At 56.0% G+C, this 15255-nt stretch carries 7 protein-coding genes; 1 reads left to right on the top strand and 6 read right to left on the bottom strand.

Annotated elements, in window-relative coordinates; translation table 11 throughout:
- Position 1: 1 nt before the first annotated feature.
- From sufC to P9H32_RS02525, 3 genes are all read right to left on the bottom strand, one after another.
- Positions 2-751, bottom strand: coding sequence for a Fe-S cluster assembly ATPase SufC (sufC, locus tag P9H32_RS02535; RefSeq protein ID WP_322607290.1), 750 nt, complete (start codon positions 749-751; stop codon positions 2-4).
- Between the two features lie 30 nt (positions 752-781).
- Positions 782-2236 (bottom strand): Fe-S cluster assembly protein SufB, encoded by a 1455-nt coding sequence (gene sufB, locus P9H32_RS02530; protein ID WP_322607289.1) that lies wholly within the window; start codon positions 2234-2236, stop codon positions 782-784.
- Between the two features lie 66 nt (positions 2237-2302).
- On the bottom strand, positions 2303-2707 hold the full coding sequence (locus P9H32_RS02525; RefSeq protein ID WP_322607288.1) for an SUF system Fe-S cluster assembly regulator: 405 nt from the start codon (positions 2705-2707) through the stop codon (positions 2303-2305).
- Positions 2708-2924: 217 nt separating this feature from the next.
- Here P9H32_RS02525 and P9H32_RS02520 point away from each other — a divergent pair, with 217 nt between their 5' ends.
- Positions 2925-11612 (top strand): BACON domain-containing protein, encoded by an 8688-nt coding sequence (locus P9H32_RS02520; protein ID WP_322607287.1) that lies wholly within the window; start codon positions 2925-2927, stop codon positions 11610-11612.
- A gap of 38 nt (positions 11613-11650) precedes the next feature.
- Here the strand turns inward: P9H32_RS02520 and mazG are convergent, their stop codons facing one another.
- The 3 genes from mazG to P9H32_RS02505 form a co-directional block, all read right to left on the bottom strand.
- Positions 11651-12439 (bottom strand): nucleoside triphosphate pyrophosphohydrolase, encoded by a 789-nt coding sequence (mazG, locus tag P9H32_RS02515; RefSeq protein ID WP_322607286.1) that lies wholly within the window; start codon positions 12437-12439, stop codon positions 11651-11653.
- Between the two features lie 389 nt (positions 12440-12828).
- Positions 12829-14292: a sulfatase family protein gene (locus tag P9H32_RS02510; protein WP_322607285.1), complete on the bottom strand. Its 1464-nt coding sequence runs from the start codon at positions 14290-14292 to the stop codon at positions 12829-12831.
- Positions 14293-14413: 121 nt separating this feature from the next.
- A complete protein-coding gene (locus tag P9H32_RS02505; RefSeq protein WP_322607284.1) occupies positions 14414-15181 on the bottom strand; it encodes a PEP-CTERM sorting domain-containing protein in 768 nt (255 codons plus the stop codon).
- Between the last annotated feature and the right edge of the window lie 74 nt (positions 15182-15255).

Here is a 15255-nt window from a genome sequence, read left to right as displayed (position 1 = left end):
TCTATTCCTCAACCCAGGATGCGTAGCCTTCGTTTTCAAGTTCGAGCGCCAGTGTTTTATCGCCTGATTTCACGATTTTTCCGTCAACCAGCACGTGTACAAAGTCGGGCACAATATAATCCAACAGACGCTGATAGTGGGTAATTACCAGAAAACCGCGATCTTCCGAGCGCAGAGCGTTCACCCCGTCGGAAACAACGCGCAGGGCGTCGATATCGAGGCCGGAATCCGTTTCGTCAAGAATACAGAGCTTCGGCTCCAGCATGGCCATCTGGAAAATTTCGTTACGTTTTTTTTCGCCGCCCGAAAATCCGGAATTGACCGCACGCTCCAGCAGATCGCCGCGGATTTTAACCATTTTCTTTTTATCTTCCACCAGATCGAGAAAATCCATGGCGTCGAGCTGATCTTTCCCCTGAGCTTCTCGCACCGCATTCACCGCCGCTTTCAGGAAATACATATTGCTGATGCCCGGAATCTCAACCGGATACTGAAAGGCCAGAAACATTCCGGCGCAGGCCCGTTCATGGGCGGCCATCTCGTCGATGTCTTCTCCTTCGAGCAGCACCTGTCCGCCGGTTTTGGCATAAGCGTCGTTACCGGCAAGCACGTTCGAAAGCGTACTCTTGCCCGCTCCGTTCGGGCCCATGATGGCATGAACTTCGCCCGGGTTGATAGTGAGGTTGAGGCCTTTGATGATCGCCTTATCGGCAACACTTGCGTGCAGGTCTTTTATTTCAAGTAGTGGCATTGCTTAGTTATCTCCGTATTAAAATGGTTGTTAACCGACAGAACCTTCCAGACTGATACCCAGAAGTTTCTGGGCTTCCACTGCAAATTCCATGGGCAGTTCACGGAATACTTCCTTACAGAACCCGTTCACAATCATATTCACAGCTTCCTCAGTATCAAGGCCGCGCTGGTTGCAGTAGAAAATCTGATCTTCGCCGATCTTTGTGGTTGTGGCTTCGTGCTCTACCTGAGCACTGGGATTATTCACATCGATATAAGGAAAGGTGTGTGCTCCGCAACGGTCGCCGATCAGCATCGAATCGCACTGCGAAAAGTTGCGCGCATTTTCAGCGGTTTCCTGAATCCGGACCAGCCCCCGGTAGCTGTTCTGCGCCTTACCGGCCGATATCCCTTTGGAGATAATCGTGCTCTTCGTGTTTTTTCCAATGTGAATCATTTTTGTGCCGGTATCCGCCTGCTGCATGTTGTTGGTCACGGCCACCGAATAAAATTCACCGATCGAATTGTCGCCCTTCAGGATGCAGCTCGGATACTTCCAGGTGATGGCCGAGCCGGTTTCCACCTGCGTCCACGAAATTTTTGAATTATCGCCGCGGCAGTGCCCACGCTTGGTCACGAAGTTATAGATCCCGCCTTTGCCGTCTTTGTCGCCCGGATACCAGTTCTGCACGGTCGAATATTTAATATTGGCATCTTTGTGCGCAATGAGTTCCACAACCGCGGCATGCAGCTGATTTTCATCGCGCTGCGGTGCGGTACAGCCTTCAAGATAACTGACCGTTGCCCCTTCGTCGGCAATCAGCAGCGTCCGCTCAAACTGGCCGGTGTTGGCGGCATTGATCCGGAAATACGTCGAAAGTTCCATCGGACATTTTACACCCGGCGGCACATAGCAGAAAGAACCATCGGAAAATACCGCCGAGTTCAGCGTGGCATAATAGTTGTCTTTATATGGCACCACCGTACCCAGATATCTTTTAACCAGTTCCGGATGATCCGCTACTGCTTCCGAGAAGGAACAGAAAATGATGCCCATCTCTTCAAGTTTACCTTTAAAGGTGGTTGCCACGGAAACGGAGTCAAAGACGGCATCTACGGCCACAACGCCGGCAAGGACCTCCTGCTCTTTCAGCGGAATGCCCAGTTTTTCGTAGGTTTCAAGCAGTTCGGGATCAACATCATCCAAACTCTTGGGTCCCTCAATTTTCTGCTTTGGCGCAGAATAATAACTCAGCGCCTGATAGTCGACCGGCGGAAACTCCACCTTCGCCCAGGTCGGCTCTTCCAGCGTGGTCCAGTGATGATACGCCTTCACCCGCCACTCGGTCAGCCACTCCGGCTCATTCTTCCGTTTCGAGATGGCTCGCACGATCTCTTCGTTCAATCCGGGCGGCAAACTGTCAGACTCAATGTCCGTCACAAAGCCATATTTGTAATCCTTATCGGTCAGCTCATCGAATGATTTTTCGTCTTCAATTTTCATATTGGCCTAATTTTGTACTATTTTAAAATTCAGTCTAAACAAAGGAATATTAATCAGTAGATTTTATTATTTGGAGCCGCCGTCGGCCATATCGCCGAGTGTCAATCCGTTTAAAGCACCGAGTACAGCATCGTTCACCCGCTGCCAGCTCGGGCTGATCGGGCAATTCCGCTCACAGCCTTCAGCACTCGAACAGTCGGTGATGGCCACCGGGCCTTCAACTGCTTCTATTATTTCAGCAGCGGTAATCTGATCTGCTGTTTTAGACAGCGAATAACCGCCCTTGCTTCCCTGATGAGATTTAAGAATATGCCCCTGCGTCAGAATTTTGAGAACTTTACTCACAGTGGGTAACGGAATACCGATTGCAGCGGAAAGATCTTTGGCATTGTGCAGTTGATCTTTTTCCGCCTTGGCCATGTGGGCCAGCAGAATAAACCCGTAATCCGTAATTTTGGTAATTCTGAGCATACTTACAAATCCTTACATAGTAGACCTATTTGGTCTTAATTGCCACGTAACGTATCAGACGCTTACAGCTCCGCAAGCCTTTATCTCAAGAAATGGTACTATTTAGATCGGATTTAAATTTCGATGTTGCTACCTTTTCATCTCGACACTGATTTTCTTGCGGTCGTTAAAAAAAAAGAGTAGGCAGACAGATGCCCTGAGCGGGCGGGAGGCTAAGATGAAAACGCGCGTTTTTCTTTTCGTATCCACACAGCTTTTCATGCTGTTCACCGTTTTTTCGGTGCAGGCTCAAACCCCGTTAACCTGGGACCCCGGAACCGCTCAGTCCGGCACGGAGATCTATTCCAACACCGACACCAATGCGGGCAGTTACCTGTTCACGATCACCACCACCAGCACGGTCAATAATGTCGGCTACTGGCGGTCTGTGCTGACCGTAACCAGCGGCGAGGCCGATCTGTATATGAGTACCAGCCCTTCGGTCACCACCAACTACTACTCCCAGAAATCCGATACTGTCAGCAACGACCGGATCACCCGCGCACTCTCGGGAGTGCAGACCTGGTATATCCTCGTCGAATCGGAAGCCCATTCTACCTGGAGCCTTTTTGCCGGCGATATGCATGTCCATGACCTGACCTGGGACCCGGGCACAGCGCAAAGCGGAACCGAAGTTTACACCAACCCCGGCACGGCGGAAGGCAGCTATCTCTTCCGCATCGTCACGCAGGACACGCCGAACAACGCCGGCCTGTGGCGCACCGTATTGAACCTGACCGCCGGTGAAGCCGATCTTTATACCGACCCCAATGCCAACATAGCCCCCAACGAATATCAGTACCGCTCCGAAGCAGCCGGCAGCGACACCATCGTTCAGTCGCTTTCCGCCGGCCAGACCAGATATATTCTGGTCGAAGCCGAAGAAGGCGCGGCATGGAGCCTGTTTTCCGGGGATATCAAAATGAATACCCTCGCCTGGGATCCGGGCACGGCCGACACCGGAACCGCCGTATTCAACAATCTGAACACCGATGGCGGCGCATACTATTTTAAACTGACCACCGAGCTGCCCGATCTGGCAGCCTGGCGCACCGCGCTCTATGTCCTCGGAGGCGAAGCCGACCTCTACATCCGTCAGAACGCTCTACCCTACGTAAACAGCGGCGGGCAATCCTATACCGAAAACTCTATACGGACCGGCGATGACGGCTTCACGCGCTACCTCTCGGAAACCGGAGGAGCGGGTCAGGAATGGTATATCCTCGTGCTGGCCGATACCGGCTCTACCTGGAACCTGCTCTCAGGCGATGTCTTTGCCCGGGATCTCGGCGCACTCGCCGCCGACGCATCCAGCGGCAGCGGAATGGCTACCATCCCGCCCGAAGAAATCCGCTACTTCAAGACCACCATTCCCTCCGCAACGTACGCCTGGCGGCTGTGGCTCCAGGATGCGGCCGGAAGCACAACACTCAGCCAGCCTTTCTACGTCCGCCACGGCCTCGCGCCCCACCCCTCCAGCAGCAGTCACTACGACCGCGCCCGCACCGGCCAGGGGCTCCTTGTGCCAACCTATCTCGTCCCCGGCGACCCGGCATTCTATTATGTCGGCGTACCCGGAACCCCCGGCGACACCTTCCAGCTCGACTCCCGGCAGCATGAAATTACCGACGAAACCTACAACCATACCCTCAACGCCCAGTCGCAGTCCGGCTTCCTCTTCAAAACCTACCGCATTCCCGTTCCGCCCGAACAGATTGCCTGGGAAGTTACCGTTGAACCCGTCAACGGAACCGACCCGAATTTCGCCGTGCGCCAAAGCATGGTCCCCAACGCGTTCAATAACGACGCTTTTTCGGAAGTTGCCGACACCAACATCAGCGACAGCATCACCCTCGTGCCGGAAACGCTTTCCGACGGCACCTTCTATGTCACCGTCTATGGGGATGCCGCAGTGGAATTCAACCTGCGTAACCGTGAGCCGGTCATCACGCAGATCGACTTTATCGATACCGTAACCAACGACGATCCGCTGCGGGTCGGCTGGCGTTATTATGCGGTATCCGATATCGCCCAGCAGCTCGGCCAGCTCGGCTGGCTGCTCCAGCTCACCAACCACGTGGACGGAACCGAAATCGCGATCCGCCGAAACTATGTGCCCGGCCGCTGGAACTACCGAAAGAACGGCAGTGCCAACATTTACTCCAGCTCCGACAACGATCAGTCCAGCACCCTCGGGTTCCTGCAGGACCCCGATCACGACGCCGATGTCTGGTATATCGGTGTCTATTATCCCTACGCAGCCCTCGGCACCTTCACCCTCGACAGCGGCTCGCATACGCCGATCGAAATTCCCATGGACGGCTACACCAACACGACCCTCTCTCTTAAACCCAACAGCTACCATTTTTACCGCGTCACCGTCCCCGCCCAGACCAATGGTCAGAATGTCCTGGGCTGGGAACTGCGCATGACCTCCTGGACCAACGAGCGACCCTACATGATCATCCGCCGCGACCAGCTCCCCGAAGGAACCAGCCAGATTCCGCTCTACTGGTATCCCTGGAACCAAATCGACTGGAACAGCGGCAACCAGTGGCCGATGAACACCACCGACTGGACAGGCTACACATACGATCCCGGTGGTCAGGCTCACCCGCAACCCCTGCACTCCATGGCCATGGGCAACCCGCTTGAACCCGGGTCGTACTTCATCGCATTCTACAACAATTCCGATTCCGCAACGGCCGGATATACCTTCACCAGCAGCGCCATCGGAACCGGCATGACCTATGAACCCGCCACACTGGGCTTCATCGACAGCGCCATCATCACCGACCTGCCCGCCCGTGCCGTACAGTATTTCAAGGTGAACATCGCCTCCAACACCCCGTCCTGGCAGCTCCGCCTCGAAAATACATCCGGCGAATCGCAGCTCTACATCCGCGAAGCCCGCGTGCCCACGCGTCAGACCAGCACCGGCGACACCACTTCTCCAGGGCAGTATTTTACCTCCTTCACCCGCCTGCAGCAGACCGGCGATGAGTTATTCACCCTCCTGCCCGAAAGCGGCGAAACCACCATACCCGCCGGCGACTACTACCTCATGGTCGTCTCCGAAGGGCAGTCCCCCGCCGGCTCCACCATCGGCACCGGCACCGCCTCGGCCATTCTCCACAGCCTCGGCGAAGCATCTGTCAACGCACTCGGAACCCTCAATCCCGGCGGGCTGCTTTCCGATGCCCAAACCTATGTTTCCGGCGAAACCGTGCTCTATCAGTTCGACATTGCCGCCAACGTCCCCGCCCTCGAAGTACGACTCGAAAACACCACCGGCTCCCCCTCCTTCTACCTGAGACAGGACGAAAATATCCCGAACGGCCCCGGGTACGGCATCTATTCCGGTCATAACGACGAATACAACGACACCGAAATCCGGACCTTCGCCAATCCCTCAACCGGAACCTGGTCGATTGTAGTCGGCAAAGCCGGCAATCCCGCGGCAGGAGCCTACACCCTCGAGATCCACGCGCTCGACTACACCGAAATCACCTTAGACGGCGGCGGCGACACCGACGTCGCCCTTCCTCCGGAAGAGTGGATATTCTACCACGTCGATGTTCCTGCACAGACCAACGGACAGGATGTGATCGGGTGGGAACTCAAGATGACCGACTGGATGGGCGCACGCCCCCGTATGTATATCCGGCGCGATCTGCTGCCCTCTTCCTACGGTGTTCCTAGCTGGTATTACCCCTGGAGCTCTGCGTCATGGCCCAACGGTCAGCAGTGGTCAACTCAGTCCCAGGACTGGAGCGGCTACACCTACGATCCCGCCGGCACCGCCCATCCGAGCCCTTTGCTTTCCATGGCCATGGGCGCGCCGCTTGAACCCGGCTCGTACTACATCGGTTTCCACAACACCTCAACCACCGAAACCGGAACCTTCAGCTTTGCCAGCAGTGCCATCGGCACCGGCATGACTTACGACCCGCGGACACTCGCCGCCGCAGGCAGCGAATCCATCACCGACCTGCCGGCACGAAACGTGGAATACTTCAAACTCACCATCCCCGCCGGACAACCCTCATGGCGTTTCGAACTCGAAAACACGTCCGGCGAATCGCAGCTCTATATCCGCGAAGCCCGCGTGCCGACCTGGGGCATGGCGCAGTATGCCTACACCTCGCCCGGCGCTTCTTTCAGCTCCATGACCCGGTTGCAGACGACCGGAAGCGAGCACTTTACCCTCCTTCCCGAGAGCGGTCATACCACCATCCCCGAGGGCGACTACTATCTCATGGTCGTCTCCGAAGGGCAGAATCCAAACAGCTCCACCATTGGCACAAACTCGGCCTCCGCCATCCTGCACAGCCATGGAACAGCCCCTGTCACCGACCTCGGCATTCTCCTGAATCCCAACACGCTGTCGCATCCCGACACCTACGACAAAGGCCGAATCAACCGCTACCAGTTCACCGTCCCCGCCAGCGTCCAAAGCATGCAGATCCGGCTCGACGACGCTGTCGGAAGTCCTGAAATGAACCTTCGCCTCGATACCAGCTTCCCCAACGGCGCAAGTTATGGAGTCTACTCCGGATTCGGCGCTCAATATTCCGACACCGCGATCATCAACTTTTCGGAACCTGATCCGGGCACCTGGTCCCTCATGATCAACGATTCCCGCAACGCCGGGTCCATGGCGGCCGGGGCTTATACGCTGCGCATCGTCACCTCCGGCACCACCCCCGTCATCTTCGACGGCGGCGCCGCCACCAACGTCGTTCTTCCGCCCGAAACATGGCACCACTACAAAGTCGAAGTCCCCGTTCAAACCAACGGCAACGATGTAATCGGCTGGGAGATGCGCCTGACCGAATGGTCCAATTCGTCCGGTTCCCGCCCGCACATGTACATCCGCCGCGACGAACTGCCCGCCTCCAGTGGCGTGCCCGGCTGGTACTATCCCTACTCCTACACCGAATGGCCGAGCGGCTTCCAGTGGCGGACCACCTCCAGCGACTGGTCGAAGCGCAGTTACACCTCCGACGGCTCGCAGGCTCACCCGAAATACCTGCTGTCCATGGGCATCGATCGGCCGCTCTCCGCGCCCGGAACCTACTACGTCTCCTTCTACAACGCCCATAATGTCGCCACCAGCACCTACAGCTTCGTCAGCAGCGGTATCGGCATGGGCATGACCTACGAACCGCAGCCGATGGGCTTTGTCGACAGCGCAACCGTAACCAGCCTGCCCGCACGCGACGTGCAGTATTTCTCCGTCGAGGTACCGACCAACACCGCCAACTGGAAAATCCGCCTCGAAAACACCTCCGGCGAAACCACCCTCCATCTCCGGGAAGCCCACGTGCCGACCTGGGGCATGGCGCAGTATGCCTACACTTCGCCCGGCGCAAGCATCAGCACCATGGTGCGGCTCGATAAAGACGACGATGAATATTTCATCCTGCATCCAGAAAACGGGGCAACCACCATCCCGCCGGGAAAATACTACCTGATGGTCACCAGCCTCGGACAGAATCCCACCGGATCCTACATCGGAACCGGAACCTCATCCGCCATTCTGCACAGCCTCGGCGAACAGACTGTTCCCCATCTCGGCAGCCTGCCCTATGGCGGCAGCCTGACCGTCACCAACACCTATCTCGCCGGCGAGGCCGACAACACCTACCGCTTCGACGTCACCAATAGCCTGGGGGCCGTCGAGCTGAGCCTGATTGATGTCGCCGCAGGAAACCCGCGCATGTACCTGCGCAAAGATGCCGGCATTCCGAACGGCGTCAACTACGGGGCCTATTCGGGCTACAACGACGAACACTACAGCGATGCCATCATCACCATCGCCAACCCGTCTCCGGACACCTGGTCCATGCTCGTCGCAGATCCGGACTATGCTTCCAGTCTGCAGAACGGCGAATACACCCTCCGCATCACCCACAAGGCTCCCGCCGACCTCGCCTTCGATGCGCGGCTCAGCACCAACGCAATCACCAACGTGGTTTCCGGCCTGCTCGCCGACAATCAGCGCGACTTCTTCCGCGTCGACGTTCCGGAAATGATCGACGGCGAACCCATTCTCGGCTGGTACATCACCACCCAGACCACGCAGGGCGATGCGCTGACCCGCGTCCGCAAAAACCTGCTGCCCGCCGACGGTTTCGGCATCAACCAGGGACAAACCCCGTTCGACTCCCCTGCACAGGTCATTGTTCCCCCGCTGCTGACGCCCGGCACCTGGTATATTGAAGTTAAAGGCGACGGCGCCACCGACTACACGCTCACCAGTTCCGCCATCCGGCTGGAGCGGGAGTGGACCATGCCCGAACCCGGCCAGACCAACAATACGCCGGGTGTCGCTGATCCGTTCTTCGGCGATTCCGGAATCGATGAAGACGGCGATCCGCTCCCGATCGATCAGGGCGTCGACCTCGAAAACGGCTATTACCACTTCTACACGGTGGAAATTCCGGACGGCAACACCGGCCTGCTCCGCACACAGCTCGAAGCCATCAGCGGAAACCCCAATCTTTACATCCGCCCCGGCCTCGCCCCGACCACCGATTACTCTGTCAATTATGCGGTGCAATACGACCACCGGCTCGACAGCACCTCCAACACCGAATACGGCAACTGGGTTCCGAAGGACGGCCGCTATGAAATGCAGCTCGAACCCGGCATCTGGCACCTCATGGTCAAGGCCGACGGCGGCAGCACTGCCCGGTACCGCCTCCGCGTCTCCGGCGGCAACGTCTACACCAACGGCAACGTGCAGTCGCTCAGTCTGAACGATCCCGGATACTCCGGTCAGCTCCTCGCCGAGGGCGACTGGCGCTACTATCGCGTGGACTACCCGACCAACCCGCCGGTCGACTGGAACATTACCTACTCCCAGGAATCCGGCAACGTCGACCTCTATCTGCGCGATACCGTCCCACCCGGCAACCACACCCGTGTCGCCGACAGCTACATCCGCGACTGGGACAACGACGACAAAAACAGCGGCACGCTGCAGCCCGACTATCCGGAGGTCGGAACCCACACCGTCAACATGCCGCCGCTGCGGCCGGGGCACACCTACTACCTCGGCTTCCTCGCCCGTTCCGACGCATCCTTCTCCGTCAGCTCCGCCTCTGCCGGCGGTCTGATGCCGACCTATGAAAAGGTCGATTTCGAGACCGGGTTCGTCAATACGAATATTCCGGCCGGCGTCCAGATAACCTATCAGGTCGATGTACCCGAAGATGCGGTGCGCTGGATCCACTCCACCACCAACACCGCCGACATCCACGTCTACCTGGAACAGGGCACCCTCCCGTCGAAAACCACCTACGACCACTACCGCAACATCAACGGTCGCAGCACACCGCACAACAAATACCTGCTGCGCCTCTACGACGAGTGGCCCTGGCGCCCCGGTTATACCTACTACTTCACGGTAACCAACACCGCGGCTACGGCTCAGTCCTTCGTGCTCGTGATGGGCGGCAGCCGCGCACCTGAAATTCCGCAGAATGTCAGTGCCACCGACGGCACCCGCGAAAACGATGTCCGCGTAACGTGGAACTCCATCAGCGGAGTCGGCTACTACGAAGTCTGGCGAAATACCACCGACGATCCCGCCACGGCAATCAACCTGGTAAGCGGCACCTCGGGCAATTCGTACAACGACACCTCAGCCGTTCCCGGACAGCTCTACTATTACTGGGTCAGTGTGGCCGGCAAAACCGATACCGCCTGGTTCAGCGACGGCGATTCCGGCTGGCGCCCCGGCAGCGGCACCATCTCGCCGGCACAGGCTGTATTCACCTCCGCCGGCGGCAGCGGAACCGTTGATGTCACCGCACCGGCCGGCACCCTGTGGACGGCGGCCGAGAGTCTGTCCTGGCTAACCTTCGACGCCGGCGTTCCCGGTACCAACGACGGCGAGGTCGTCTACAGCATTTCGGAATACGGAAGCACCGTCGCGCGCACCGGAACCATCACCGTGGCCAACCAGGCCTTCACGGTGGTCCAGCTGCCGCTCGGCGTGCCGGTGAATGTTCAGGCCACCGACGGAGACTTCTCCGACCGCACCGAGGTCTCATGGGATTCTCTGGCCCATGCCGACCGGTATTACATCTACCGTAACCACACCAACACCACCTCCGGAGCGTCCTACCTGGGGTACGTCACCACGAATACCTTCTCGGACATCGGCGGGCAGGAAAACCGCACCTACTTTTACTTCGTGCGGTCGTGGTGTTCCGGCGGGTACGGCGGCTACAGCGCACCGGATACCGGTCACCGCGGCACTGAAGGCGTCACTCCGGAATGGATCAATACGCACTTCCCGTGCGGCGGCCCCGAAACCTATGGCCATATCGACAGCGGTGAAAGTTCGCCGGCCGGATTTGTCATCCACTGGACGGCTGAAACCAACCACATCTACGGCATCCGCCGCACCGGCGGTCTCGCAAATCCGTTTGTGCCGCTGGTTGACGGGCTGGCCTATCCGCAGAATGCCTACACCGACACCCTGCATGCGGCCGAGTCCACCGGATTCTACCGGCTCACCGTCCGCTGCATCGGCACAGGCTATCCCGGAGACGATGCGGATTCCGACGGGGACGGTTACACCAACTACGAAGAATTCCTCTACGGCACCGATCCGAACAATCCGCTCTCCTATCCAGGCAACGCCATCACGGGATATATGGCGCCGAGCGGATTTGTGCTCAACTGGACCTCCGTCTCCGGACAGCGCTACGGCATCCTCTGGACCGACAGCCTGACCAATCTGTTCACCCTGCTCACCAATGGAGTGCCCTATCCGGTCGGAAGTTTCACCGACACCCTCCATTCGGCGGAATCGCAGGGCTTCTACCGCCTTCAGATTGAACCCGAATAAACGGCAGCACGCGGAGGCGGCGATTCACGGATCAATCGTCACTCCGCGCGTTTGGCCTCATTCCAGAACGCATCGAGCTCTTCGAGGGTATACTCCGGAAAATCGCGGCCGCTTTCATGCACCCGGTCTTCCACATATTGGAAACGCGACACAAACTTATCGATATTGTGCCGCAGAATTTCTTCCGGATTGTGACCCAGATAACGGCTCACATTCACCACCGAGAAAAGAAGGTCCCCGAGTTCGTCCCGGATTTCCGCTTCATTTTCAGAGGCGATCGCCTCCTTCAGCTCTTCGATCTCCTCATGAAGTTTATCGAAAACATCCTCGATTTTATCCCAGTCAAATCCCGCCCGGGCCGCGCGCTTCTGCACCTGATGCGCCTTCTGCAGGGCTGGCAGATGCTTTGGTATACCGGAAACAATCGACACTTTTTTATTCGCGTCTTTCTTTTCCTGCTTTTTGATCGCATCCCAGTTTTTCAACACCTCGCCCGAATCGGACACAATCACTTCATCGAACACATGCGGATGCCGGCGGATCAGCTTGTCCGAAATCCCGTCGGCCACCTGATGAAATTCAAACTCGCCGTCCTCAGCGGCAATCTGCGAATGAAACACCACCTGCAGCAACAGATCGCCCAGCTCCTCTTCGAGCATGGAAGCATCACCGCTTTCAATGGCATCAAGCACCTCATACGCCTCTTCAATCAAATCGCCCTTAATCGATTCATGCGTCTGCTCCCGGTCCCACGGGCACCCGTCCGGAGCCCGCAGTGTCCGCATAACATCCAGTAACCGCTCTATAGATTCAGCATTTTTCGACATAGCCTATTTCTCCGTAAATGATCGCGAAACATAACAGGATCAACATTCAGGCTGAATGCTTTTGTCATAGAATGATCTCCAAGGTCTGGAAATACGAATAAACCGGTTTATACGGTCTCGCATCAATAGAGAACATTTCACCCCTCAAAAAGGACTTTTCACCCCTCAAAAAGGACTTTTCACCCCTCAAAAAGGACTTTTCACCCCTCAAAAAGGACTTTTCACCCCTCAAAAAGGACTTTTCACCCCTCACCTTTTTGGAACAAAAAAGCCCTGATTAAAAGGCTCCGAAAATGGCCTGCTTCAACAAAACAGGCATAGCCGTTTAGCCAAACAGCTATGCCTGTGTGCTTCTAAACAGAACGACCTGCTTTAACCGCGCCGTTGGTCTATTCGATCACCAGCGGTTTTTTTGCAGCCGCTTCTTTATCGAGTTTTTTCCGAAGGTCTTCATAGAATTTCAGACGGGCCTGCTGATAGGCACCGGACTGCAGAAATTTATTCGGTTCGTTTTTCGCATTCCATTTATTCCAGAGTCCGGCCAATTTCTGACGCAATTCCGGCTGCAGATCGACAATGTTATTACGCTCATAGGGATCCTGTTTCATATCGAACAGCATGGGGCTGTCACTTACCTGCTTACGCGGCAGAAGATATTTGGCATCCGGAGTGCGAACCGCCCAGTGCTGACCGTCCTGCATGCGCCAGAAGAGCGCGTCATGCGGAACCCCTTTTTTTTCACCGTTGATATACGGAATAAGATTCACCCCTTCAATTTCCGGTCCGGACGTATCGCCCCGGCCCAGCGCAACAACCGTCGCCGCAATGTCCAGCGAAATGACCGGCAGGTCATACGTTGCGCCCCCCTGCAATCCGTTCGGCCAGTGCAGAATAAACGGAACATGGTTCCCGCCTTCCAGCATACTGCCCTTTCCACCCCGGAAATTACCGCTGTCGCCCCAGTCGTGCGATTTCCCGCGCGGCGTTCCGTAAGGGCGGGACTTGTCCACAATTCCGCCGTTGTCCGACAGAAAAAAGATCAGCGTATTATCAAATTTGCCGGACTCTTTCAGCGCCTGAATCACCCTGCCGATTCCCTGATCCATCGCATCTACCATCGCCGCATAAATCCGGCGCTCCCGATGGTCAATATGCGCATATTTTTCAATCAGTTCTTTCGGGGCCTCCAGCGGAGCATGCGGCGCATTATAGGCCAGATAAAGGCAGAACGGTTTATCTGCTTCACGAACAAACTGCGCGGCTTCGCGGCTCAGTTTGGTGGTCAGATATTCATCGAACTCCGCGGCGTTATTGTTGCGAGACAGCGGCCAATAACCGCCTTCGTTCGCCGTATAATGCGGCTTCCCGTTTTCCAGTTCCAACGGGAATGTGGTGTTTACATTTTCCGGGAAATAGGAATGACCGCCCGACAGAAAACCGAAGAAATAATCAAACCCGCGATTATTCGGATGAAAAACATGCGATCCGCCCAGATGCCATTTTCCAATCATTCCGGTACGATATCCGGACTGCTGCAGACGCTTTGCAAAGGTCACTTCGCTCAGAGGCAGACCGCTGTGCTGATCAAAAAAGGCATTGGTTAAATTGATTTCCAAACCGAAACGTGCCTGATACCGCCCCGTGATTAATCCCGCACGCGACGGGCCGCAATACGGATGCGTCACATAGCCATTGGAAAACTGCACCCCGTCAGCCGCCAGTTTATCCAATACCGGGGTTTTGATTTCTGTCGACCCGGTAAATCCCAAATCGGCATACCCCAGATCATCCGCCAGAATAATCAAAAAATTAGGTCGCTCGGCAGCACAGACCGCACCGGCCCAAATCGCCATTAACAAGCATCTAAAAACATATCGCATCATTTACTTTCTTTTTTTATTACGTACAAAATAACAAAAAGGGCAGCAATAATCCCCAGCTGCCCTTTGATTTCACATTGACGAAAAGAATTCTCTACAACGAAAAGCACCGGCGGACAACCAGCATCCCGCCACCGAAAAGAGCAATCAGTCCCAACGTGGCCGGTTCAGGAATCACGGCGATATCCACATTGTCCAGATAGTATTCTTTCCCTTTGGATCCTTCAGGAATATTCCAATGGAACAGAACCGAATTAACGGATGCTTTATCATTTTGAGGAGTGGTGTCCCAAATCTGCGTGGCTCCTCCATATTCAGTCAGAGTAATTTTATACGTATCCGGATCGGCCCCGTTCGCCGAATATTCTCCGATAAAACGATACCAGGTATCTTCCTTCATCGTATTCGAAAGGGTAACATTACTATTACCGTCATGGTTCAGAAACTGATTGCTGTCCGTTCCGGATTTATTCTGAAAGAAACTTGTATTGGAAGCTTTTCCCGTGCCTGACTGCACCTGCATATTCGCCAGCGTGGCCGGGCTTGAATTCGGACTCATGAAATCAAACTGAACCTTCAGCGTTTCACCGGCACCGACACTTCCGCTGTCCATGGTGAATCTCAGGTTGACCTCTCCATTGGTGGAAGCATCGTACATAAGAAGCGATTTCCCCGTCGGATTGGAAGCTGCCGTGAATGCGGATTCCGCTCCGCTGGCAACCGCATAGGTATCCGCATCCGAAGTGCCTTGATATGAAATCGTCCAGGCTGCATCCAGGCCGCTGTCAAAATTATCCGTCAGCAATGATCCATGCGCCACAACTGCCGGAATAATCATAAGTGTGATCATCCAGTTTTTCATTATTTCTCCTGTTTGTTATTTGCTTAAAAAAATAAGAACTCCGCCTTACGACGGAGCCACCCGGTTAAGGGGTG

Source organism: Pontiella agarivorans (assembly GCF_034531395.1).
GTDB lineage: Bacteria > Verrucomicrobiota > Kiritimatiellia > Kiritimatiellales > Pontiellaceae > Pontiella > Pontiella agarivorans.
Note: the sequence above shows the minus strand (reverse complement) of the source record. Positions and strands in the feature narration are given on the sequence as shown.

Bases quoted from the DNA above. Each gene is read 5' to 3' on its own strand.
- sufC (WP_322607290.1), bottom strand. From the start codon at position 751: ATGCCACTACTTGAAATAAAAGACCTGCACGCAAGTGTTGCCGATAAG.
- sufB (WP_322607289.1), bottom strand. From the start codon at position 2,236: ATGAAAATTGAAGACGAAAAATCATTCGATGAGCTGACCGATAAGGAT.
- P9H32_RS02525 (WP_322607288.1), bottom strand. From the start codon at position 2,707: ATGCTCAGAATTACCAAAATTACGGATTACGGGTTTATTCTGCTGGCC.
- P9H32_RS02520 (WP_322607287.1), top strand. From the start codon at position 2,925: ATGAAAACGCGCGTTTTTCTTTTCGTATCCACACAGCTTTTCATGCTG.
- mazG (WP_322607286.1), bottom strand. From the start codon at position 12,439: ATGTCGAAAAATGCTGAATCTATAGAGCGGTTACTGGATGTTATGCGG.
- P9H32_RS02510 (WP_322607285.1), bottom strand. From the start codon at position 14,292: ATGGCGATTTGGGCCGGTGCGGTCTGTGCTGCCGAGCGACCTAATTTT.
- P9H32_RS02505 (WP_322607284.1), bottom strand. From the start codon at position 15,181: ATGAAAAACTGGATGATCACACTTATGATTATTCCGGCAGTTGTGGCG.